At 37.2% G+C, this 21,180-nt stretch carries 21 protein-coding genes and 1 pseudogene; 19 read left to right on the top strand and 3 right to left on the bottom strand.

All coding sequences use genetic code 11. The features are described from left to right. Window positions 1-109: 109 nt before the first annotated feature. From rhaM to M3226_RS24255, 5 genes are all read left to right on the top strand, one after another. The gene (rhaM, locus tag M3226_RS24275) at window positions 110-424 is read left to right on the top strand and encodes an L-rhamnose mutarotase (protein WP_251571215.1); all 315 of its coding nucleotides are present in this window, start codon (window positions 110-112) and stop codon (window positions 422-424) included. Window positions 425-492: 68 nt separating this feature from the next. Further along, entirely contained in the window at window positions 493-1,794 is a 1,302-nt protein-coding gene (locus M3226_RS24270; RefSeq protein ID WP_251571214.1) for an MFS transporter, read from the top strand. A 151-nt stretch (window positions 1,795-1,945) separates the two neighbouring features. Next, window positions 1,946-2,929 (top strand): AraC family transcriptional regulator, encoded by a 984-nt coding sequence (locus tag M3226_RS24265; RefSeq protein WP_251571213.1) that lies wholly within the window; start codon window positions 1,946-1,948, stop codon window positions 2,927-2,929. 76 nt (window positions 2,930-3,005) lie between these two features. Further along, window positions 3,006-3,926, top strand: a complete 921-nt coding sequence (locus M3226_RS24260; protein ID WP_251571212.1) for an aldo/keto reductase — start codon at window positions 3,006-3,008, stop codon at window positions 3,924-3,926. A 197-nt stretch (window positions 3,927-4,123) separates the two neighbouring features. After that, window positions 4,124-4,909: an arginase family protein gene (locus M3226_RS24255; RefSeq protein WP_251571211.1), complete on the top strand. Its 786-nt coding sequence runs from the start codon at window positions 4,124-4,126 to the stop codon at window positions 4,907-4,909. A 35-nt stretch (window positions 4,910-4,944) separates the two neighbouring features. On the opposite strand, the gene M3226_RS24250 is transcribed toward M3226_RS24255, so the two are convergent. Beyond that, window positions 4,945-6,255: a hemolysin family protein gene (locus M3226_RS24250; RefSeq protein ID WP_251571231.1), complete on the bottom strand. Its 1,311-nt coding sequence runs from the start codon at window positions 6,253-6,255 to the stop codon at window positions 4,945-4,947. 1,452 nt (window positions 6,256-7,707) lie between these two features. Here M3226_RS24250 and M3226_RS24245 point away from each other — a divergent pair. The 6 genes and pseudogenes from M3226_RS24245 (at window position 7,708) to M3226_RS24220 (ending at window position 11,639) form a co-directional block, all read left to right on the top strand. Continuing rightward, on the top strand, window positions 7,708-8,088 hold the full coding sequence (locus tag M3226_RS24245; RefSeq protein WP_251571210.1) for an AMP-binding enzyme: 381 nt from the start codon (window positions 7,708-7,710) through the stop codon (window positions 8,086-8,088). Then, window positions 8,085-8,842, top strand: a pseudogene (locus M3226_RS24240) (SDR family NAD(P)-dependent oxidoreductase). Before M3226_RS24245 ends, M3226_RS24240 begins: the two are co-directional and overlap by 4 nt. Window positions 8,843-8,874: 32 nt before the next feature. After that, complete coding sequence (locus M3226_RS24235) at window positions 8,875-9,360, top strand: hypothetical protein (RefSeq protein ID WP_251571209.1); 486 nt, start codon at window positions 8,875-8,877, stop codon at window positions 9,358-9,360. Further along, complete coding sequence (locus tag M3226_RS24230) at window positions 9,353-9,949, top strand: hypothetical protein (protein WP_251571208.1); 597 nt, start codon at window positions 9,353-9,355, stop codon at window positions 9,947-9,949. Before M3226_RS24235 ends, M3226_RS24230 begins: the two co-directional genes overlap by 8 nt. A 33-nt stretch (window positions 9,950-9,982) precedes the next feature. Beyond that, window positions 9,983-10,549: a polyhydroxyalkanoate biosynthesis repressor PhaR gene (locus M3226_RS24225; protein ID WP_251571207.1), complete on the top strand. Its 567-nt coding sequence runs from the start codon at window positions 9,983-9,985 to the stop codon at window positions 10,547-10,549. A gap of 22 nt (window positions 10,550-10,571) precedes the next feature. Continuing rightward, complete coding sequence (locus M3226_RS24220) at window positions 10,572-11,639, top strand: alpha/beta fold hydrolase (protein ID WP_251571206.1); 1,068 nt, start codon at window positions 10,572-10,574, stop codon at window positions 11,637-11,639. Window positions 11,640-11,718: 79 nt separating this feature from the next. Here the strand turns inward: M3226_RS24220 and M3226_RS24215 are convergent, their stop codons facing one another. Then, window positions 11,719-12,498 carry an alpha/beta fold hydrolase gene (locus tag M3226_RS24215; RefSeq protein WP_251571205.1) on the bottom strand — a complete coding sequence of 260 codons (780 nt, stop codon included), beginning with the start codon at window positions 12,496-12,498 and terminating at the stop codon, window positions 11,719-11,721. 256 nt (window positions 12,499-12,754) lie between these two features. Here M3226_RS24215 and M3226_RS24210 point away from each other — a divergent pair, with 256 nt between their 5' ends. Both M3226_RS24210 and M3226_RS24205 read left to right on the top strand, forming a co-directional pair. Continuing rightward, window positions 12,755-13,891, top strand: a complete 1,137-nt coding sequence (locus tag M3226_RS24210) for a sensor histidine kinase (RefSeq protein WP_251571204.1) — start codon at window positions 12,755-12,757, stop codon at window positions 13,889-13,891. After that, on the top strand, window positions 13,888-14,487 hold the full coding sequence (locus M3226_RS24205; protein ID WP_098528534.1) for a response regulator transcription factor: 600 nt from the start codon (window positions 13,888-13,890) through the stop codon (window positions 14,485-14,487). The genes M3226_RS24210 and M3226_RS24205 overlap by 4 nt, the downstream gene beginning before the upstream one ends. Before the next feature lie 229 nt (window positions 14,488-14,716). On the opposite strand, the gene M3226_RS24200 is transcribed toward M3226_RS24205, so the two are convergent. Continuing rightward, entirely contained in the window at window positions 14,717-15,562 is an 846-nt protein-coding gene (locus M3226_RS24200) for an alpha/beta fold hydrolase (protein ID WP_251571203.1), read from the bottom strand. Between the two features lie 239 nt (window positions 15,563-15,801). On the opposite strand from M3226_RS24200, the gene M3226_RS24195 reads away from it, so the two are divergent. The 6 genes from M3226_RS24195 to M3226_RS24170 all read left to right on the top strand — a co-directional run bounded on the left by M3226_RS24195 (window position 15,802) and on the right by M3226_RS24170 (window position 21,082). Then, window positions 15,802-16,710 carry an ABC transporter ATP-binding protein gene (locus M3226_RS24195; RefSeq protein WP_251571202.1) on the top strand — a complete coding sequence of 303 codons (909 nt, stop codon included), beginning with the start codon at window positions 15,802-15,804 and terminating at the stop codon, window positions 16,708-16,710. Further along, window positions 16,703-17,545 (top strand): ABC transporter permease subunit, encoded by an 843-nt coding sequence (locus M3226_RS24190; protein ID WP_251571201.1) that lies wholly within the window; start codon window positions 16,703-16,705, stop codon window positions 17,543-17,545. Before M3226_RS24195 ends, M3226_RS24190 begins: the two co-directional genes overlap by 8 nt. 180 nt (window positions 17,546-17,725) lie before the next feature. Then, window positions 17,726-17,920 carry an IDEAL domain-containing protein gene (locus M3226_RS24185; protein ID WP_251571200.1) on the top strand — a complete coding sequence of 65 codons (195 nt, stop codon included), beginning with the start codon at window positions 17,726-17,728 and terminating at the stop codon, window positions 17,918-17,920. A 189-nt stretch (window positions 17,921-18,109) separates the two neighbouring features. Next, entirely contained in the window at window positions 18,110-18,763 is a 654-nt protein-coding gene (locus M3226_RS24180) for a histidine phosphatase family protein (RefSeq protein WP_251571199.1), read from the top strand. Window positions 18,764-18,897: 134 nt separating this feature from the next. Continuing rightward, the gene (locus tag M3226_RS24175) at window positions 18,898-19,674 is read left to right on the top strand and encodes a nucleotidyltransferase domain-containing protein (protein WP_251571198.1); all 777 of its coding nucleotides are present in this window, start codon (window positions 18,898-18,900) and stop codon (window positions 19,672-19,674) included. 226 nt (window positions 19,675-19,900) lie between these two features. Next, a complete protein-coding gene (locus tag M3226_RS24170) occupies window positions 19,901-21,082 on the top strand; it encodes an LL-diaminopimelate aminotransferase (protein ID WP_251571197.1) in 1,182 nt (393 codons plus the stop codon). Window positions 21,083-21,180 lie beyond the last annotated feature (98 nt).

Genomic DNA, 21,180 nt, shown 5'->3' with positions numbered 1-21,180 from the left:
CTTTCTGAATAATCTCCCCCCTAACTGAACTTTGTCTCCTATAAGAAAGCGTTTTATAGCGGTATAGTTTAGCTATGAGGAAAATTAAATTCTAGAAAGGAAAATATCTATGATTAGAAAAGCGAGTATCATGTTTGTCAACCGTGATAGTTACGATGAATATAAGCGCCGCCACGATGAAATATGGCCTGAGATGGCTGCAGAATTAAAGGCACATGGTGCACATAATTATTCTATTTTTCTAGATAAAGAGACTGGTAGATTATTTGCTTATGTAGAAATTGAGGATGAAGAGAAATGGGAGTATATGTCGCAAACAGCTATCTGTAAAAAATGGTGGGCGTATATGGAGCCGCTAATGGAAACGAATGCAGATAATAGTCCAGTTTCGATTAATTTAGAGGAAGTATTTTATTTAGAATAGTGTTTTTGTACTAGTTTCAAAAATGAAACCGTTTCCCAGATAATAACAAATTATTAGGAGGTATTACAATGGCTAAGATTGGTGCTAAAAAAACGACCGGTTGGAAAGCAACCATCTCTGTTGCAATGGCGAACTATATTGAAGCTGGATCCATCATCGCAGCTGCAAGTAGTTTAACCATGTGGCAAGCATATCTTCATTTAGATAATATAGCGGTAGGCCTATTAAGTGCTCTAAGCGCAAATGCTTTTGGTGCTGCAATTGGAGCTTTGTTTGGTGGTTATTTATGTGACAAATATGGTCGAAAATTTATTTATACCTATGACTTGTTGGCTTATATGCTTGGTGTATTATTGATTGCCGTTTCAGTGAACTTCCCTATGCTATTAATCGGGACCATTATTACAGGAATTGCTGTCGGTGCCGGGGTCCCAGCCTCATGGACCTACATTGCCGAAGAAGCACCGGCTGATAAAAGGGCTGCACATGTTGGAACGGCACAGTTAGCATGGTCAACAGGTCCAGCAATTACCTTTTTACTCGCAGTCTTACTTGCACCACTAGGTTTACTAGGAAGCCGTATTATTTTCATCCACTTATTAATTATTGCTTTTATTACATGGTACATCCGACAAGGATTATCTGAATCTGCTATCTGGAAAGAAGGAAAAGAACGAGAGGCGAAAGAAGGCAACGGCAATAGTAAAGGTGTACTCAAAACATTATTAAGCCTAAGACCAAATCGTGAAGCATTATTTCTTTTAATCGGGATCTATTTGTTCTGGAATTTAACTGCAGGTGCGATGGGGTATTTTATGCCATACATCTATCAAAATGTTGGCGGGTTAACAGGTACACAAGCGAATTTACTTCAGGTTCTTCTTTGGAGTTTAACCGTTGCAACCACTTATTTTGTATTCATGAAACTAGGAGACAAATTTAGCAGACGTTCTTTGTTTGGAATAGGAGCGGTAATGGGAATTGCAGCATGGTTAATTCTAACGTTTACAGGAATGAACTGGTTCTCACTTTTTGCTTTCGTTATTCTATGGGGCAGTTCTGCTGGCTTCGGCGCTCAAGCGTTCTACGGTTTATGGGCAAGCGAACTTTTCCCAACAAGATATCGTGCTGGTGCACAAGGTATTATGTACTTTTTAGTAAGACTCGGCATTGCGGTCTGGTCCTTTATATTACCAACTGTGATGGATAAATTAGGATTTAAAACCGCTGGTATTGTAATGCTTGTCTTCTTAGCCATTCATTGTGTGATCGGGATTCTTCTTGCTCCAAATACGAATGGTAAAACATTGAAACAAATTGAAGAAGAGCGGTTTGGAAAATCAAAAGCAATTAAAGGCAAAGCAGTTTAATTGAATGAAGTGAGCATGACCCGGGTCAACTTTTCGTTGGTCCAGGTTTTTTATTTCTTAAAGTCTAATTTAGTTTTTCAGTTAGTTGACCGAGGTATGATATGATTTGGCTAATAATAAGAAATAATGCAATTGGAAAAGGTGAATTACAATGAACCAGGACCTTTTAGATGAACTTCTCCAGGTAACGGATGAAGAGAAACTCATTTTGGACCAGCGAAAGATTGTAAGTAAAGAACTCTACACGAGTAAGACGAACTTTGTCATAGAGAGTGAAAAATTTCTTAGTAATGACAAGATGATTATGGTTCGAAAGCATACGCGTTTTGTTGATTTTCCTTTGCATAAGCATGACTATATTGAGATTAATTATGTCTATAATGGTGAGCTTAAGCAAACGGCAGGCGGCCGGCCCATTACGTTAAAAAAAGGGGAACTATTATTATTAAATCAACATATTGAACATGAAATTAAAGCATGTGCCAAGGAAGATATTGTTATTAACTTTATCATTCGTCCTGCCTTCTTTGATTTTATTTTTTCGTTTTTAAATTCAGGCAATATTGTCAGTGATTTTTTAATCAGCGGTTTATACAATAACACACAAAATGGACAATTTTTATATTTTAAAGTAGCCGAAGTTGAGACAATCCAGGATATGATTGGGAAAATCATCTATGAAATTATGCATTCTTCCCCTTTTTCGGAATCCACTATTAAGCTTTATATGGGGCTATTGATGATCGAATTAATCAAAAATACGGATCTAGTTGAGCGCAAAGAGGAAGCATCCATGAACCACTATTTGGTGGTCGAATCTCTTCAATACATTGAAGAGAATTATAAACATGCTTCACTTTATGAATTGGCAGAGAAACTAAACCAATCCCACTATGGGTTAAGTAAGACAATCAAAAAAGCGACGTCGCATACCTTCAAAGAATTGCTGCAGGAAAGAAGGCTTGTAAAAGCAAAAGAATTATTAGAGAGTACCGAGATGCCGATTTCTTCGATTGTAGAAGAGGTTGGGTATGATAACATCAGCTATTTCTATCGGATTTTTAAAGGAAAGTATGGTCAGACACCAAAAGAATTCAGAGAACAGGCAGTAAATGAGAAAACAAAACTGGATTAAACTCTAGCGGGATTTATTGGTAGACGCTTTCATTGTAGGATATAATGGAAAGGAAAATAGAAGGGAGGAGTACTATATGAAATACATAAACATTGCAAACACAGACCTTCAAGTATCAAATATAATTATGGGAAATATGCGCATACCACAGCTTTCCATTGCTGAAGCAGAGAACCTAATACGCTCAAGCTTGGAGGAGGGAATTAACTTCTTTGACCATGCGGATATCTACGGGAAGGGTAAATCTGAGGAGATTTTTTCAGAGGCGATACATATGAATTCTTCTATCCGCGAAGAAATGATCATACAGAGTAAATGTGGGATTCGCAACGGTTATTTTGATTTTTCAAAAGAGCATATTCTGGAGTCGGTAGATGGTATTTTAAAGAGATTAAATACCGAATACCTTGATATACTGCTTCTTCATCGTCCAGACCCATTAATGGAACCTGCTGAGGTAGCAGAGGCATTTGAAGAACTTCACAACAGTGGAAAGGTTAGATATTTTGGAGTTTCCAATCATAACCCTGCTCAAATAGAACTGTTGCAAAAATACACACCCCACAAGTTAGTTGTAAACCAGCTTCAGTTTAGCATTGCGCATACACCTATGATTGATGCAGGAATTACACTAAACATGAAAATGGACCAAGCAATTAATCGGGACATGAGTGTTTTAGAATACTGCCGCTTAAATGATATCACCATGCAAGCGTGGTCCCCGTATCAGCACGGTTTCTTTGCCGGAACCTTTTTAGGCGATTTAGAGCACTATCCGGAGCTAAACGAGACAATAGACGGTATCGCTGAAAAATATGGTGTAACGAATACCGCAATTGCAACGGCTTGGATTACACGCCACCCGGCAAATATTCAGGTGGTACTTGGAACCACTAAAGTCGAGCGCATGAAAGACGCATGTCAAGGTTCAGATATTAGACTGACAAGAGAAGAATGGTATCAAATTTATAAAGCTGCAGGGAATATTATCCCATAATTAAGTGATTAAAAGGGCATGAGAATTCTTATATCAAGAAATCTTATGTCCTTTTATTGATGTACGTCCCATGAAATTTTAGAACAAGATTGCTATAATAAAAGCAGGCTAATAGCAGTCTGCGTCGCTATTAACCATTAAACCAATCTACTAATCTTTGGGAGATTTAGAAACCAATTTTTAAGGAGATGAAAGTAATGGGGTTATTAGAAAATGGGATAACCTTCATTAATTTTGACGAAACGTACTTAGCACAACATAAGCTCCATAATTATTTACATGATGATCTCGACTTTCGTCAGATGAAGCATGTCAACCTGTATTGCGAAGAAGATTCTTTACAGAGCTTAATGAAACAGCTGGACAAGAGAATTCAAAAAGGGATCACCTTTATTGGCAGCGGAAACTATCATTATGTTACCTTTATTTTATTAAAAGAAATCAAAAAACCTTTTACTCTTGTCTTGTTTGATAACCATCCTGATATCGGATTAGATAATAAGCCACATGAAAATCTACTTTCATGTGGCTCCTGGGTTTCCTTTGCCCTTAAGGAAATCCCATTGCTGCAGCGAGTAGTAATTATTGGCCCAACCACTATAACTTCTCACCTTTCTACTGACCCTCGAGTGGTCATTTTTCCATTTGACGGCAGACATGACTACTCGATAAAATCGGTTTTATCTGTTATTCACACCAGTAATGTTTACATCAGTATAGATAAAGATGTACTAAACACAACTGACGCAGCAACAAATTGGGATCAAGGAATAATGGATCTGACTAGATTAAATCGTTTCCTTGAAGCCATACTAATTGCAAAGAAGGCTGATGGAATTGATATATGCGGTGAAGTACCGATTAACCCAACTAACATACTTCTCCCAAATTATCAGACTATGATCTATAAAAACGAAAAAGCAAATTTACAAATATTGCAGACATGCCTAAAAATGAGTCATCTTCAAAATAAAGGCGCATAACAGAAAAACGGGCTGAACATTCAGCCCGTTTTTAATTAAGAAACAGATATTAGGGGGAGAGGGGAAGCCGCTTGTGTTAACTTTTGAATCTCAATATATAAAATATGATGTTCTTCCATTTCCTTGATTTTAAAGGAATAGCCTTCAAATTCTATGCAGTCATCCATTTTAGCATCAAACTTCTCTGACAGGAACCAGCCGCCAATCGTATCTAAATCTTTATTTGAGATGGAAGTGCCTAAAAGATCGTTAACGGTTTCAATGAGGACTTTCCCACTGACAATATAATGCTCATTGGCTAATTCACGCACATCAGAAATCTCGTCTGTATCAAACTCATCTCGAATATCACCGACGATTTCTTCAATAATATCCTCAACGGTTACAAGGCCTGACGTACCTCCAAATTCATCGATGAGGATGGCCATATGGGTCCTTTCTTTTTGCATTTTCAATAATAAGCTTTGAATAGGAATGGTTTCAATTACAGTGATGACCGGTTTAATGAATGGTGTAAGAGAGTTATTCTCTTTCCAATCCTTGTTCAATTTGGTTGTTAAGATATCCTTAATATTGATAATTCCGACAATATTATCCTTATCTCCATTAATGACAGGGTAGCGTGTATATTTTTGTTCCTTGATTAATGAGAGAATGTCATCCCGCTGATCATCGACTGAGATACTTACCATTTCCGTCCTAGGTACCATAATTTCTTTTGCAATCCGACTATTAAAATCAAACACATTATTAACATAGGTTAATTCCGATTCATTTATTTCCCCGCTTTGGTAACTTTCAGAAAGAATAATCCGTAACTCTTCTTCTGTGTGAGCTAACTCGTTTTCAGAGGCGGGTTTTAGACCAAAGAAGCCAACTAATAATCTAGAAGAACTATTTAAGATCCAAATGAACGGGTAGAAAACTTTATAAAACCCAATCAACGGTTTAGCAAAAAGTAGTGTAATCGTTTCTGCTTTTTGAATCGCAAAAGATTTAGGAGCTAATTCGCCCACGACTACATTAATAAAGGTAACTAAAACAAAGGCTAATATGATTGATAAAACATGTATAACAGCACTATTTAAGTTTAATAAAGTGAAGAGGGGCTGTAATAACTTTGAAACGGTCGGCTCTCCCAGCCACCCAAGTCCGAGAGCTGTAACTGTAATGCCGAGCTGACAAGCGGACAAATATTCATCTAAATGCGTAACCACTTGTTTCGCAGCCTTCGCTCCTTTTTTGCCTTCTTTTATTAGTTGATCAATCCGTGTGCCTCTTACTTTTACAATTGCAAACTCTACAGCGACAAAAAAGGCTGTGAGGGCAATAAAAATAGCGATCATGATCAGGTTAACTATTTCCAAATGTATAGCCTTACAATACGTAAGGCCTACACCTCCAGTCTTAAAATCTAATAAATATTGAACTATAGTTCAATTATGACATAATGTCACATGGTTTGTCAACGAAATGTGAACTGAAGTTCATGTTTAGTTGGACGAAGTGATAGAACATTTAGCGAATTCTATAGCACTTACTTATGGAGTGAAATATACGCTTACTGCCGATGCCTAAAAATATAAATCAAAAAGCCCGATTTGGCCTAAATAGGACTTTGTTTCTAATTAAGTTTACTTAAGAGGTCAAAAAATTCTTTCATTAGCCAGGTCATTAGCCTCTGTTACATAAATATGCCCAGCACCATTGATTGTCAAAAGTTCGGCGTTAAGAATTTTCTCCACCCATCCTTTCTCTTCTAATTAATAGTAAATAATATATTGAAGAGATTCATAGAAGACCATTTAACTAGGTGAATTTAACCAAATTTATAAGTCAGATGAAAAATAAAAACTCTTATCTTGTTAAAAAACGTATAGAAGAATATTGATTTTTTTGAATCTTCACTTATTGTTTGACAACAAAATTTAGGGAATAGTCATGCACTTGTTGTCGATAATTCAGATGTTCACGAAAATTTTTCGACAAAATTCTCCATACTCTTTCAGTACGGCTGATTAATGGATGTGGAGAGCTCCTGATTATAAAGGGTGGTTGAAAGGGTATAAAAAGAAGGATTGGAGAATTGGGGAATAAGAAAAAATTGTCGAGAAGGAAGGGTTTACAAAACAGCTTTTTCCTACAATAATCATAATTATATCAGTATTCTATTAATAGGTAGATCACTTCTTAGAATTACGCGTTTAAAAAGAATATTTACTAGGTTACTATAAGCTTAGGAGGTATCTGTTTTTATGATCTATCAGTAAAAGCAGTAGTTAAAAGTCTGTGATCCAAGAATTGATAAGCATGTGAATATTGAACACCAATCCCTCTATGATTTTCTAAAAGTTGCAGTTAGCCAATATAAGGATAATCCAGCCCCGACCTTTAATAATAAGGTTTGGAGCTTTAATGACACCAAGGTGGTTACTGACCAATTGCTGCAGTTCTTTTTAATGAGGGCTTTCAAAATAGTGCGGGGGAATTAGGAAGCATAATGGCAAAGCGATCACCCTGTATTTTTAGTTTGTTTGGGATTTTTCGACTGGGCGGTATAGCTGTTCAAGTAAATCCTATATACTTAGAAAGAGAAATTGAACATGTTTTAACTGATTCAGGTTTCAGTATTTCGTTGTTCTAGATATTCCAGTAGCCTCTCATAACCTGTGGACCATGTATTACTAACTCCCCTTCAACGCCCACGGAGACATCGATATATTCTCCGTCCTGCTTCGTCCGCAGGATACTGAAGAGACAAAAAAGATGGCTGGCTTTATACAGGAAATATCGCCAAGATGGATGAGGACGGCTATTTTTATATTCTAGATCGTAAAAAGGATATGATTATTGCAAGCAGATTCAATGTATATCCTAGTGGAAAAGAGGACGCCCTCTATCAGCAGGAAGGGATTGAAGAGGAGCTAGTAATAGGGGTACCTGGCTCTTACCGTGGTGAAACTGTGAAAGCTTTCGTTTTGGTAAAAGGAGGATTTTCAGTCACAGAAGAAGAAATTATACAATTTGGAAGGAAAATCTTGCCCACTTTAAGGCACCAAAAAAAAGTTGAAATTCGTTCCGGGCTGCCGAAGTCCTCAGTAGGGAAATTACTAAGAAGAGTCCTTCTGGAACAAGAAATATTGAAAGTTAAAGCTTACTTGAGAGTGGGTTTGGGATGAATATTCAAGAGCTTTTTAGTTTAAATGGAAAAACTGCGATTGTAACCGGCGGCGGAAGAGGACTGGGGCAGCAAATTGCGACAGCTTACGCAAAGGCAGGAGCGAATATGCTATTTGTTCTAGAAATCTAGACGCATGTATTCAATTTACGGAAGTCCTTCTGGAAAAAGGGGTTCCGGCAATTGCCTTCAAATGTGATGTCTCTAACCCTGAAGATATTCAGCATGCTGTGGCCGAGACTCTGAAGAATTGGGCAAAATTGATATTTTAGAAATAACAGCGGTACGAGCTGGGGGGCACCGGCATTAGAAATGCCTGCAGATAAATGGGATAAGGGTGTTTTCTTATTCTCCCAAGCTGTAGGGGAAATTATGGTCAAGCAAAAGTTCGGTAAAATTATTAATATCGTATCAATTGCTGGTATGGGTAGGCAAGATCCATTGGTTATGGATGCGATTAGCTAATTCTGCAAGTAAGGGGGCGGTTATTGCTTTAATCAAGGATCTAGCTGTTAATAAACATGCGCGATAAATGTCCATGTAAATGCCATTGCCCCAGGATTTTTCCCAACCCAAATGGCAAAGGCTATCCTTGATTATTCAAGTCAAAAAGTCCTTGAGCGGACTCAGGCAGGAAGGTTTGCCTCAGATGACGACAAGAAGGATCCAGCATTGTTTTTAGCTTTTGTGCTTCCAATTATGTCTATGGGCATATTTTAGCCGTAGCTGGGGGAACTACCGCAAGCGTCCAATAATTTTTCGCTAGGCAGGAATTAAAGAGGTAAACATGAATTCTAAACAGCAAGATCCTAACAATCAAGATCCTATCCAGTTTTATAAACAAATAGAAGCAGAGATAAATAAAAGAATTCATGCTCGTACCAATTCCCGAGCCTTTACAGTTGCAGTTGGCAAGGCGATGGATTCACATTTAAGAAAATTAAGGATTTATAAGCGATTAATTACTAGGTGGTTAACTCGTTTGGACCTTGCCACTAAAGATGAATTTGCGTCCCTTTCAAATAGAATAGTAGATGTTGAAGGGGAGATTGATTCTATGGATGAATCCATCTACCAAATTATCAACTTGCAAAAGACAAATCAACGCAAGTTAACAATGGTTCGGGAATCACTGGAAGAATGGGCGACTTTTTTAAGCTGTGAGGTAAGAGAGAAACGCAGCAATGATATTAAAACACTGGAAAATGATCTACAGGATTTAAAGAAACTATTTGAAATGGATAATATGAAGGAGGAAATCGATCATGACTGAAAATAATCAAACAGTATTAGAAAACCAAGGAACAGAGGAGTTAGTAAAGGAGTTATCGAGCCTTGACCTATTATGGAAACTTGGTTTTGATGAATTAGATGCATGGGCTGAGCGCTTTAATAAACAAGATGAACGCTTCTTAGAGGCTGTAAGGAACTATGTCGAGAAGGCAAAGCAAAATCAGGAGAATGTGATTGCGGTTGCGGCCCAATTTGGTTTGGAGTTACAGGAGTGGGAACAGTCAACACGCGAAGAACTCCTAATGACCACTACATCACTACAGTATTTCTTCCCTGTTAAATCCTATGAGGAAATCAATCAAGTAGTGGAAGATATTCAAAATAGATCGACGCAGATTTTAATTACTCCCGTTCAGAAATTAACAACTGGCCAGATACAGGCTCTTGATATGTTATTAGAAACCGTTGAACAATATATTTCTATGAGAAAAAAGGGTCGCGAAAAGTATCTCGAGAGTGTGAAGAAAACCACAAATGAGCTTTATGAAAATCAAAAATTATTTGTTGATGTCTTTACGAAACAGGTTAAATCCGCTATTTTACCTTTTCAAAGGTATTTGCAAAAGTAATAGCGTAAACAAAATGATATGAGGTGAAGGTAGATGTCTGACAAAGAAAATTACGATCCATATGAATCCCTTCATAAATTTAGTTTATTGTGGGAAAAACAAATAAATGATTTTATCTTTTTATTAACCAATAACAAAGACTATGTAAAAATGTCGCACAGAGGGACAGATATGCATTCACGTATTCTTGAAACTTTTAAAAAAAATCAAGAGACATTGGCAGGTGCCCTTAATTTCCCAACGAAAAGTGATGTGACAAATGTGGCTAACCTAACCCTTCAAGCGGAAGAGAAAATGGAAGCCTTAGAAGAGCAAATTTGTGTTTTACAGGATTCTGTAAAGTCTCAAAATAAAGAGATTGAAAGTGTTGTCGAAGTATCCAAAGAAATTATCAAATTAACCAAGCAGTTAAAAAATGAGTTAGTCAAGACAAAGAAAGAGCTGTCAGATACAAAGAGCTTACATGCTGAACTTCAGGAATTGAAATTTGAATTATTAAAACTGAATAATTTTAAACAGGAATTCGAGACAATTAAAGATCTGATTAAAGTAGAAAAGTCCGTAGAACCTGTGTTAACAGGCACAGATTCAGGACACTAACTAGGAGGGGGAGAAAACTGCTTTGGCAGCAGATTCACCAATAACAGAGTCCATTCCCACCTTGGATTTTGACAAAGAAATGCAGCGCTGGGTTAACGTAATTAATGTTCTAAGTGAGCCCGAGCCGGAAGTTGGTTACACTCCAAGAAATGAAATTTGGCGGAAAAATAAATCAGTTTTATGGCATTATCCGGCGAAACAGAAAAAATATCAAATTCCTTTATTTTTCGTTTACTCCTTGTTTAATAAGCCATACATTTTAGATATCGCTCCAAAGGTTAGTGTCATTGAAGGACTAACCAATATGGGCTATGAAGTGTATTTGTTGGATTGGGGTTCACCGGGGTATGAAGACAAGAAGATTGGGATTGACACCTATATTGAGAAATATTTACGGACCGCGGTTAAGCGGGCGATTCGTCATTCAGACGCTGAGGAAATAACTATCATCGGCTATTGCTTAGGCGGGACGATTGCTTCTATTTATGCGTCGATTGCGGAAGAGCCAATCAAAAATCTAATTGTCGCGACCGTACCTATTGATTTTCAGCCATTTAGGGGACCCGATAAGTGGGCTGAAGGGTTTAGAGAAGGAGATATTAACTTCGAGTGCTTTATTGATACCTATGGGATCATTCCACCTGCATTGGTAGAAGGTATGTTCCGGGCAATAGGTTCACCGATCTATTTCACAAATTATACCAATCTATTACATCGAGCTCATGATTCAAAGTATGTTGATAAGTGGCGAAGGATGAATAAATGGACACTTGATCAGGTACCATTTGCTGGTGAAGCCTATCGTCAATTGGCGAGTGATCTCTTTAAAGAGAACAAGCTCGTTAAAGGAGAAATGATGGTTGGCAATAAAATAGTAGACTTAAAAAATATAAAGGCCAATTTATTTGTGGTTTCCTGTTCGAGGGACAATTTAATTCTTGAAGAGCAAAGTAAACCGATTATGGATTTAGTCTCAAGTAAGGATAAAACCTATATCACGGTTGAAGCAGGTCATGTCAGCTTAGCTTTAACTGGTCTGTTTGCAAAAATTGTGCATCAATGGGCTTCAAGCCGATCGAATCCGCTCTAAATTTAGTCATAATATCGGGTACAAGTAAATATATAATATGTATAGGCAAGTGGGGAAGGGGAAGTAATTCCCTCCTCCTTCAACTTGCTGTTTTATGCTTGTTTAAAAAGCTTCTTAGTGTCCTATTGAAGCTATCCTTTGCTTCAAGCTTTGCAATGTGGCCCGTATTTCTGAAAATCACAAATTCAGAATGAGGAATTTGTTTATGCATCAAAAATTGCACCCAAGCAGGTACAAGGGAATCATATTGTCCGCCAATGATTAATGTGGGAACTTTAATCTTAGGAAGTAATGTCAAATTATTAACTTCCAGGCAGGCTTCCATCGCTTTAAAATGATACTCTCGATTTGGTCTATAAAATTGGTAAAATTTCTCGAAATTATCTTTGTTCCAAGAATAGAGGCAAATTTTTGCGGCCGTTTCTCTTAGTACATCCTGCGATTTATTTTCTGCATGTGCTTTTCGATATCTTAAAAAAAGTTTTCCAAGCATTTCTGGAGCATAATGAAAGGTGCTCACCAGCATTAAGGAACGGCACATTTCAGGGGCCTGACGGTAGATTTCTTGTGCCACCATTCCACCCATTGACAAGCCACAAATGTGTGCACTTTCAACATTGAGGCCTTTTAGTAAGCTGATGACATCTTCAGCAAAATGTTTTATTGAAATTTCCCCTGGCTTGTGATATTCACCATGACCACGCAGGTCGGGTATGATTAAATCGTACTGATCAGCAAATTCAAACTGATTTGACCAGCCCTCTTTTACTTCTCCAAGGCCATGAATAAAAACTAATGGTTCACCCTCACCAAATCGCAAATAAGGAATGCTGGAGTCGCCGATAAAAAATTCTCCCAATTTTGATTCCTCCTAAGTGTTTTTATAAACATATGTTTCCAATATTTGTAAGGTGTAAACGTTTATAAAATTGCGACTACTTAATTATATAGGTGCTGAAGATTATTTATTACCAGTATATGTAATTTACATATATAAAGAAATATTTTGTATTACAGGAGTAATTTGTTTTAAGATGGGGGAATATCAGCTAAAATGAAGTATAAAAGAAGGAAAAATAACTGAGCAGGAAGTTTTTATTAATGAGGTACCACGTATGATAAAAAAGTATTTAACCTTTCAAAAAAATAATGGCATTACACCTTATATTTGGACCATCCTTTGCATTCTGCCTTTTTATTTTATAATTCAATCCGCTTCTACGATTAAGATTGTCGTAGGTATATTATTGACTTTGGTTTTCTTTATTCTTTATCGGATTGCGTTTATTTCTAAGGGCTGGCCTGTTTATTTATGGACCTTAATTTTAATAGGTATATCGATTACAGCGTCCAGTCTTTATAGTTATGTTTATTTTGCTTTCTTTCTTGCTTATTTTATCGGAAATATTAAGGACAGAATTGCGTTTTTAACGTTATATTTTATTCATCTCATAAGTACGTCTGCATCGATCAACTATAATATTGTCATGCAAGAAAAATTGTTTCTCCAGCAGCTGCCGTTTGTTATCATTATTTGGATTAGTGTGATACTCCTCCCATTCAGTATTCATAATCGAAAAGAGCGCGGACAGCTTGAAGAAAAGCTCGTGGATGCCAATAAACGAATTTCGGAACTTGTTAAGATGGAGGAACGAAATCGGATTGCCAGAGACCTGCATGATACACTTGGGCAAAAACTTTCCCTGATTGGCTTAAAGACAGACCTTGCCCGGAAATTAATTTTGAAGGACCCCGAGCAGGCTCGTGATGAACTGAAAGATGTACAGCAAACTGCACGGACTGCCTTGAGTGAAGTGAGAAAGATGGTTTCTTCAATGAGAGGAATTCGACTGAAGGATGAGATTTTTCGGGTTAAACAAATGATTAAGGCCGCCCAAATTAATTTTGAATGTAATGGGGAGTTTGCGCTTCAAAATGTATCACTGCTAACTGAAAACATTTTAAGTATGTGCTTAAAAGAGGCGGTAAACAATGTGGTGAAACATAGCGATGCAAAGACTTGTTCTATTTCTATTGCACAAATGTCAAAAGAGACGATAATGACTATTCATGATGATGGTGTTTTCAAGGGTAAAACAGATGAGCTGTCAGAGGGTCATGGCTTAATCGGCATGAAAGAGCGGCTCGAATTTATTAATGGCGACTTTGAGCTATTGACTGAGGATGGCACCACGCTAATCATCACTGTGCCGAATGACGTTAAGCCAACTGATAAGGAGGAAGGCAAATGATCAAAATCGTTATTGCTGAAGACCAACAAATGCTGCTTGGAGCATTTGGTTCCCTGCTTAATTTGGAAGATGATATGGAAGTGGTCGGAAAAGCTTCAAATGGAGAAGAGGCCGTCGCCCTTGTAAAGAAATTTCAACCGGATGTCTGCATTATGGACATCGAAATGCCTGGAAAAACCGGCCTGGAAGCCGCAGAGGACATAAAAGGTCTTGGGTGTAAAGTTATTATTTTAACAACCTTTGCGCGAACTGGTTATTTCCAGAGGGCCTTAAAGGCTGGAGTAAGCGGATATTTGTTAAAGGATAGCCCAAGTGAGGAGCTAGCCAGTTCAATCCGAAATGTGATGGCAGGCCGACGAATTTATGCACCCGAATTAATGGACGATGTCTACGGGGAAGAAAATCCTTTGACTGACAGGGAAAAAGAAGTGCTTGAGCTCGTAGCCGATGGAAAAAACACCAAAGAAATTGCTGAGACCCTTAGCATCAAAACGGGTACTGTGCGCAACTATATTTCGATTATCTTAGATAAACTGGAAGTCAAAAACAGAATTGAAGCCATCACCCAATCAAAAGAAAAGGGCTGGTTTAAATGAGGTGTATTCCAAGGAATACACCTTTACTTTTCGTTTAGGAAATTATAAAATTTTCGCTTGTGGATAACTGGTAATAAAAGGACTGTCGACGTCCAGCTCCAGCGCCTAGCCCCTCGATGGTCTACAGCCAATCAGGGAAGAAGGCAAAGAACGCCTTCTTTCCCTGAGCGTCTTATGCTTGTCGGGGCTGTTCAAGGCGCTTGCGCTTTTGTTCGTGGGGGAATTTTTCTTACTCAACGGCCGTTTGGTGACTTTCTAAAAAGTTTTTAATGTATTCGAATACCTCAAAAGGACGTTCTTCTGGTACAGCGTGTCCCGTCTCTTTTAAAACAATTAATTCAGAGTTCGCTAAATCTTTATGCAGCTGTTCACCTACTTTAAGCGGCATAGAATTATCATGATCGCCCCAAATTAACAGACAGGGTGTTTTGATTTGTTGAAGCACTTTACCAGGTAAATCTCCTTCCCGGTCACGGATCATTCTTGTAAGGGCGATAAAAATCTCATCTTGTAAAAAAGGCTGGAGATAGCCGTTAATCATTTCCTCATTAATAATCGAGTGATTATATAGAGCATCCTGAAGATTCTTTCTTACCCCTGTTCTTGCGAAATAGTATTTAACAAAGCGATGAAAATACGGTAAATAGCTAGTTAAGATTAAAGGCAATTTAGAACGTTTTAAATAAGCTGAACTGCAGAGAAGAATAGCTTTGTCTGCAATATCGGGCATCATATGGAGGATATTCAGGACAATCTGCCCCCCCATTGAATGCCCGATAAAAGTCATTTTTTGGAGGCCTAAGGATTTTGTTAGTTGGATAACCGTTTGGGCCAGGTTTTTATAGGAATACACATATTGATTGCATTTCCCACTTTTACCAAAGGGAGGAAGGTCGACGGATAAAACTTGAAAGTCCTGTTTTAATAGGGAAATTAAATGCCTAAATGTAAAGGTGGAAGAAAGAAATCCATGTAATAAAACAAACGTTTTTTTCGATGTTTGATGAGGGTAAAATTCATAATACACATTAATATTATTTACCGGCTGATGACCAGTGAAAGCTGCCTGCTCCATACATCAATCCTCCTGCTCCACATAATAGTTGCCATTAATTTTCCCCTGCAATCAGAAAAAATGCCTATAGCATCAATAGGGAATATGAGGAAATAATGTGCAATTTTTCTAAAATAGTACAAATACCTTACAAGAATCTGATAAGATTAAATCAAAAATATCTTCAGATTTATTGTCCACTGTGTACATACAAATGTGTTTTCTTGGTGCCTGACACCAGTTTTCAAGGGGGGAGACGGTTGAATATTATTGATGCGTTTGATGTGGATAAAGAGTTTAATGGTCGTTCTATTTTGAAGGATGTTTCATTTACGATTAAGGAAGGAACGATTAATGGGCTGCTTGGTCCAAATGGAGCCGGGAAGACGACACTCATTCGATTGCTTAATGGGGTAATTGATGCCACAAACGGAACGATGAAAGTAATGAATTATGATCCTAAATTCCAAGGTGATGAGATAAGAGCTCAGACTGGGATTGTAACAGAGAGCGCAGCCCTATACCACGACATGACCGCTTGGGATAATCTTGTTTTTTTTGCCAAGATTTATAAGGTCTTTGATCAAAAGCGTATCAGTTACCTGCTAGAACAATTTGAGCTGTATGATAAAAAGGACCATTTGGTAGGTACATTCTCGACAGGTATGAAAAAAAGATTATCCTTGGCAAAAGCACTAATCCATAAGCCTAAATTGTTATTCCTTGATGAACCAACAAATGGATTGGACCCAGAAGGGATTAATGATGTTATTCAATTATTGAAGAAGGTAAATGAAGAGGAGGGCATTACAATTTTGATTTGTTCCCATGTCCTTCATCAATTGGAAACAATATGTGAAGCCTTTCTGTTTCTAAAAGAAGGTCGTTTGATTGAACAGGGAACAAGACGAGAATTGGAAGATAAATATTTATCGGAAATTAAACTTTTAGTGGAGACAGGACTTCAGCCTGCAGATCCTAGAGTTTATAGAGGATATTCATACAAAAGAGAGAGTCCAACTCAACTGGAATTCACTCTTTTATCTAAGGAACAGATTAGTCCGTTGCTAAAGGAAATCCTCACAGAGTCCTGGATATATTCCAGTGAAATCACAAACAGGGGTCTTGAAACACTTTATTTCAAGATTAGAGGTGGGGACCATGAATAAACGGATTATTTATGCCATTGTCCAAAAGGATATCAAGACAACCTTTTCGTCCAAAAAGGTATGGATACCCATGATCATCCTTCCTGTTATCCTCTGTATAGTTTTACCAACACTGTTTGCTTATTTTGGGATTCATACAGGTCTTATTGGCGAGAATGCCAATGATTTAGAAAAACCGATAAATGATTTTTTAAGAAGCTTTCCTAATGATGATATGCGGAACACCCTCGCAGCCCTTCCAACATTGGGATACAAATCTGTTTATTTCTTTTTAAACTTTATGATGATTCCCTTCTTCTTGATGGCCGCGATTATTAATTCGATGGTAACTGCTTCAAATAGCTTTGCTGGAGAAAAGGAAAGAAATACGCTCGAAACATTATTGTTTGCACCGATTATAGTCAAAGAGTTGTTCGTGGGGAAGGTAATAGCGGCCTTTATTCCAGCGATGCTTATTACCTTTGCAGCCTTTTTAATAAACGCAATTGTGGTGAATGTGATTACTTATCCCTATTTTAAAGAAATATTATTTTTCAATTCCATATGGCTTTTATTGATGCTGTGGGTGATTCCGGCACTAGTTATTTTTAATATTATCCTGAATGTCTTAGTATCTGCCAGAGTAAAATCATTTCAAGAAGCCCAGCAATTTGGTGGAATGATGGTACTCCCGGTTGTTGGTCTAATTATCAGTCAAGCGAGTGGTTTGTTCTTCTTAAGTCCATTATTACTCCTTTTCATTGGGGCAGGATTAATAATTGCCAATGTTTTCTTACTAAAGTTCATCACAAAATATAATCAACGGAATGCACTTTTTCAGAGCCAAATCCATTAAAGTATTGTAGTACCAACGTACGCCTGAGGTGGACGGTGTCTTTCTTTGGTGCCTGACACCAAAGATGAAGACAGTATAAATAATGACTTCAAAAAAATTTTTTTAGAAAATTGAAATAAAATGTTTGAATTTTTAGAAAACTCCTTGTATAATGAAAAAAAGCTCAAGGAGTTGATTTCCATGGAAAAGAAGTTACTTAATTCACCACAACATTCGGATGAGAATCAAGATACTGTTATTGCTGAGATGTTCCTAAACAATGTCCTGCTTGAATTTAAAAGGGAGAAAATCCGAAAGGAAATCGACCAAACGTTACAAGATGGGAATAAGGAGTTATTCCTAAGATTAACAGAAGAGCTAAAGAAAATTTCTTAATTAATTACTATCGTAATCAAATATCTATAATAAGGCCCTATCCTTTATTGGATATGGGTTTTTTTCTGTTTCGGGGTATCTGATTATCCTTATAGAATTGGTTTGTTATGACACCTAATATTAACTGCTGATATAATCATATTTAAAGTGTCAATTTACTTAAGTTAATAAAAAACACTGGGGGATTCCATGGGAACTAAATTCAATTTGTATTTAATCAGACATGGTGAAACATATTTAAATCGTTATAAAAAAATGCAAGGCTGGGCTGATAGTCCACTAACCGAGGAAGGGAAAGCTGTGGCAATCGAAACGGGGAAAAGGTTGGCCGAAGTTCAGTTTGACCGCGTATATACGAGTGATTCAGGGAGGACAGTTGAAACAGCTGAATTAATACTTCAACAAAATAATGACAACCAGAATTTGGTGATAAATAGAAGAAAAGCCTTTCGCGAAAGTTTTTTTGGAAGCTTTGAGGGAGAATATTCTGAAGTTGTTTTTCGTAAGATTGCCGAGGACAATGCCTGTTCTAGCACTAAGGAATTGTTTCAAAAACATACTCTAGAAGATGTCATGAATTTTATAAAAAAGTCAGACCCCTTCCATCATGCCGAGAATTACTATGAACTATGGGGAAGGATAGAAAAAGGATTAAATGAGATTGTATCAACTAGTCAAAATCTTAATGAGAACATATTACTCGTAACTCATGGCGTTATTATAAGAAATATCATTAGTAAATTTTCTAAAGAATTTGATATGGGAAGTGAAATTAAAAATTCTAGTGTCTCTGTATTAGAATACTCCAGTAACATTTTCCAAGTTATTTCTTTTAATCGATAGACTAATACACAAAATGGGGATCGAATTAAGCCTTTTAATATTTTGTGAAGATTAAGCATATTCATTTGTCAAAAATAAAAATCTAATCATTAGAAAATAGTACCCCAAAAAGAATGGTTGATGGAGAGAGAATTTTGAAAGAAAAGATTATCGAGGAATTAAAAAGGATTGAGCAGGAATTTGAAGTGAAAATATGCTTCGCCGTTGAGGCAGGAAGCCGCGCATGGGGCACTTCCTCACCAGAAAGTGATTACGACGTCAGGTTCATTTATGTTCATAAAACAGATTGGTATTTATCGATTAATCAAAAACGAGATGTTATTGAGCTTCCGATAAATGATCAACTTGATTTAAATGGATGGGATTTGCGGAAAGCCCTCCTGCTGTTTAAAAAGTCAAATCCATCCTTAATGGAATGGCTTCATTCAAGCATTGTTTACTATCAAGCCTTCACCCTTCATGGGAAAATGAGAGAACTAGAGAACCAAATATTTCAACCTAGAGCGTCCCTATTTCATTATTTAAATATGGCAAAAGGGAATTATCGTAATTGTATTCAAACAGCAGCATTAAATAGTAAGCGCTATCTAAATGTAATTCGGCCCATCTTAGCTTGCATGTGGATAGAATGGCATAACCGCTTCCCACCCAATGAGCTTCATCTTTTAATAAAGGAGTTGATTAGTGAGGGAGAAGTAAAGAGAGAACTTCTCAAGCTAATTGAAAGAAAAATAAGACAGGATGACCATGTGTTTGAACTTGATTTCCCTATAATCGATGACTTTATTGAAAAAGAAATCAATCATTTAGAGAAATATGCAAATAGCTTAACAGGACCAACCAGGGATTATACAGAGACTTTAAATGAGCTGTTTAGAAAAGTACTTGAGGAAGTATGGTCTAAATCTTAGTAATATTTGCAATTTGTTATTAATATAAGCCCGCCATTTGGCGGACTTTTCTGTTATGTGGTATATCTTTCTTTTAACAGGGTAAGACACCTTCGAATGGGTAAATTTCATAAATTAAAGTTCATATCCCCCAATATTAAAGCTCTATTAGGATAATTTTGATATCTTGCTATTATCAGAAATATGTTAAAATTATTTAAATATAAAAGATTAGAGAGGAATGTCTATGAATTTCATTGGATCGGAAAAACTCCAAAAAATGACAGCTAGTATTTTTCAAGAAGTAGCTGATCGAAAAATGGCGGCAAATAAAAAAGGAAAAGATGTGATCGACCTTAGTGTTGGCAGTCCGGATTTTTCGCCTCCATCCTTTGTAGTCGATGCCTTAGTTGAATCAGCTAAAGATACAAGTAAATATGGTTATACGTTGAAGGGGATTGCCGAATTTAATGAGGCCGTTGGTTATTTTTATAAGCAACGGTATGAAGTTGATTTAGATCCTGCGAAAGAAGTGCTGCAGTTGATGGGGTCACAAGACGGTTTGGCCCATTTAGCTACCGCCATTATTAACCCTGGTGACTTTTGTTTAGTACCGGATCCGGGTTATCCAATTTATGAGGCAAGTGTCCATATTGCCGGAGGAGTTATTTATCCAATGCCGTTGCTGGCTGAAAATAAGTTTTTACCAAACTTAAAAAATATACCTTTAGAAGTTTTAGAGAAAACTAGAATGATGATTATTAGTTATCCGGGGAATCCGGTAACAGCCCTTGCGGATAGGGGTTTTTTTGAAGAGGTTGTGGTCTTTGCAAGAACACATAACATTTTGGTGGTTCATGACTTTGCCTATTCAGAATTAATTTTTGATAGGAATCCACAGATTAGTTTTATGTCGGTACCCGGGGCTAAAGAAGTTGGAATAGAATTTAACTCACTTTCTAAAACCTTTAATATGGCGGGATGCCGGATTGGGTATGTAGTGGGAAATGAACAAGCAATCCATTTATTAGCAACATTTAAATCAAATATCGATTACGGAGTGTTTTATCCGATCCAACATGCAGCTGTAAAAGCATTAACGTCTGATTTCTCCTATCTACGAGAACAGGTAAAGGAATATGAACTTCGAAGGGATGCTTTAATTTCCGGGCTTATAAAAAGCGGCTGGCAGGTTGCAAAGTCTCCAGCAACCATGTTTGTGTGGGCAAAGATTCCGTTGGGATGGACATCCCGCCAATTTGCCTTTGAATTAATTGATCGTGCCGGTGTAGCAGTTATACCGGGTGATGCTTTCGGTGCGCAAGGTGAGGGATATGTCCGAATTGCCCTAGTCCAGCCGCCAGAACGGTTATCACAGGCAGCCGAACGGATAGAGAAATTTTTAGTGGATCGTTTAATTAAGAAATAAAGTAGAATAAACTTCTATTAACCAAAATCTAAACATATATTTTTAAAAAAAGACCTTCAGCCATTGAAGGTCTTTTACTTTGAAAATGAAAGAGGGAT

Source organism: Neobacillus cucumis, from assembly GCF_023715505.1.
Note: the sequence above shows the minus strand (reverse complement) of the source record. Positions and strands in the feature narration are given on the sequence as shown.

Excerpts from the sequence above, each read along its gene's own strand:
- M3226_RS24180 (WP_251571199.1), top strand. The coding sequence starts at position 18,110 with ATGGGAACTAAATTCAATTTGTATTTAATCAGACATGGTGAAACATAT.
- M3226_RS24230 (WP_251571208.1), top strand. The coding sequence starts at position 9,353 with ATGACTGAAAATAATCAAACAGTATTAGAAAACCAAGGAACAGAGGAG.
- M3226_RS24250 (WP_251571231.1), bottom strand. The coding sequence starts at position 6,255 with ATGATCGCTATTTTTATTGCCCTCACAGCCTTTTTTGTCGCTGTAGAG.
- M3226_RS24225 (WP_251571207.1), top strand. The coding sequence starts at position 9,983 with ATGTCTGACAAAGAAAATTACGATCCATATGAATCCCTTCATAAATTT.
- M3226_RS24205 (WP_098528534.1), top strand. The coding sequence starts at position 13,888 with ATGATCAAAATCGTTATTGCTGAAGACCAACAAATGCTGCTTGGAGCA.
- rhaM (WP_251571215.1), top strand. The coding sequence starts at position 110 with ATGATTAGAAAAGCGAGTATCATGTTTGTCAACCGTGATAGTTACGAT.
- M3226_RS24210 (WP_251571204.1), top strand. The coding sequence starts at position 12,755 with ATGATAAAAAAGTATTTAACCTTTCAAAAAAATAATGGCATTACACCT.
- M3226_RS24245 (WP_251571210.1), top strand. The coding sequence starts at position 7,708 with ATGGATGAGGACGGCTATTTTTATATTCTAGATCGTAAAAAGGATATG.
- M3226_RS24270 (WP_251571214.1), top strand. The coding sequence starts at position 493 with ATGGCTAAGATTGGTGCTAAAAAAACGACCGGTTGGAAAGCAACCATC.
- M3226_RS24170 (WP_251571197.1), top strand. The coding sequence starts at position 19,901 with ATGAATTTCATTGGATCGGAAAAACTCCAAAAAATGACAGCTAGTATT.
- M3226_RS24260 (WP_251571212.1), top strand. The coding sequence starts at position 3,006 with ATGAAATACATAAACATTGCAAACACAGACCTTCAAGTATCAAATATA.
- M3226_RS24200 (WP_251571203.1), bottom strand. The coding sequence starts at position 15,562 with ATGGAGCAGGCAGCTTTCACTGGTCATCAGCCGGTAAATAATATTAAT.
- M3226_RS24265 (WP_251571213.1), top strand. The coding sequence starts at position 1,946 with ATGAACCAGGACCTTTTAGATGAACTTCTCCAGGTAACGGATGAAGAG.
- M3226_RS24185 (WP_251571200.1), top strand. The coding sequence starts at position 17,726 with ATGGAAAAGAAGTTACTTAATTCACCACAACATTCGGATGAGAATCAA.
- M3226_RS24255 (WP_251571211.1), top strand. The coding sequence starts at position 4,124 with ATGGGGTTATTAGAAAATGGGATAACCTTCATTAATTTTGACGAAACG.
- M3226_RS24190 (WP_251571201.1), top strand. The coding sequence starts at position 16,703 with ATGAATAAACGGATTATTTATGCCATTGTCCAAAAGGATATCAAGACA.
- M3226_RS24235 (WP_251571209.1), top strand. The coding sequence starts at position 8,875 with ATGAATTCTAAACAGCAAGATCCTAACAATCAAGATCCTATCCAGTTT.